The sequence below is a fragment of the Streptomyces sp. NRRL F-5727 genome (genome assembly GCF_000719555.1).
GTDB lineage: Bacteria > Actinomycetota > Actinomycetes > Streptomycetales > Streptomycetaceae > Streptomyces.
Map to the genome: position 1 here is coordinate 1 of NZ_JOGX01000138.1, position 1168 is coordinate 1168.

1 protein-coding gene is annotated in these 1168 nt (G+C 69.5%); it reads left to right on the top strand.

Annotated features, from left to right (window positions below):
- Positions 1-17: 17 nt before the first annotated feature.
- Positions 18-1168, top strand: a 1151-nt coding sequence (locus IF73_RS0137010; protein ID WP_031015903.1) for an acyl-CoA dehydrogenase, incomplete at its 3' end; no start/stop codon positions are given.

Below are 1168 nucleotides of genomic sequence, written 5' to 3' on the forward strand. Positions count from 1 at the left end.
CCAGGGAGCTCAAGACCATGGGCAAGGACTTCGACCTGTACCGGACCTCCGAGGAGCACGAGATGCTCCGGGAGTCGGTGCGCGCGCTGGCGGACGCGAAGATCGCCCCGTTCGCGGCGGCGGTGGACGAGGAGGGGCGTTTCCCGCAGGAGGCCCTGGACGCGCTGGTCGCCAACGACCTGCACGCGGTGCACGTCCCGGAGACCTACGGCGGCGCGGGCGCGGACGCCCTCGCGACGGTGATCGTGATCGAGGAGGTCGCCCGCGCCTGCGGTTCGTCCTCGCTGATCCCGGCGGTGAACAAGCTCGGCTCGCTCCCGGTGATCCTCTCCGGCTCCGAGGAGCTCAAGCACAAGTACCTCGCCCCGCTCGCCGCGGGCGAGGCGATGTTCTCCTACTGCCTGTCCGAGCCGGACGCCGGCTCCGACGCGGCCGGCATGAAGACCCGCGCGGTCCGCGACGGCGACTTCTGGGTCCTGAACGGCGTGAAGCGGTGGATCACCAACGCCGGCGTGTCGGAGTACTACACGGTGATGGCGGTCACCGACCCGGACAAGCGCTCCAAGGGCATCTCCGCGTTCGTGGTGGAGAAGGGCGACGAGGGCGTGTCCTTCGGCGCGCCGGAGAAGAAGCTCGGCATCAAGGGCTCCCCGACCCGCGAGGTCTACTTCGACAACGTCCGCATCCCCGCCGACCGCATGATCGGCGCCGAGGGCACCGGCTTCGCCACCGCGATGAAGACCCTCGACCACACCCGCATCACCATCGCCGCCCAGGCCCTCGGCATCGCCCAGGGCGCCCTCGACTACGCCAAGGGCTACGTCAAGGAGCGCAAGCAGTTCGGCAAGCCGATCGCCGACTTCCAGGGCGTGCAGTTCATGCTCGCCGACATGGCCATGAAGCTCGAGGCCGCCCGCCAGCTCACCTACGCCGCCGCGGCCAGGTCCGAGCGCGTCGACGGCGACCTCACCTTCTTCGGCGCCGCCGCCAAGTGCTTCGCCTCCGACGTCGCCATGGAGGTCACCACCGACGCCGTCCAGCTCCTCGGCGGCTACGGCTACACCCGCGACTACCCCGTCGAGCGCATGATGCGCGACGCCAAGATCACCCAGATCTACGAAGGCACCAACCAGGTCCAGCGCATCGTCATGGCCCGCAACCTCCCGTA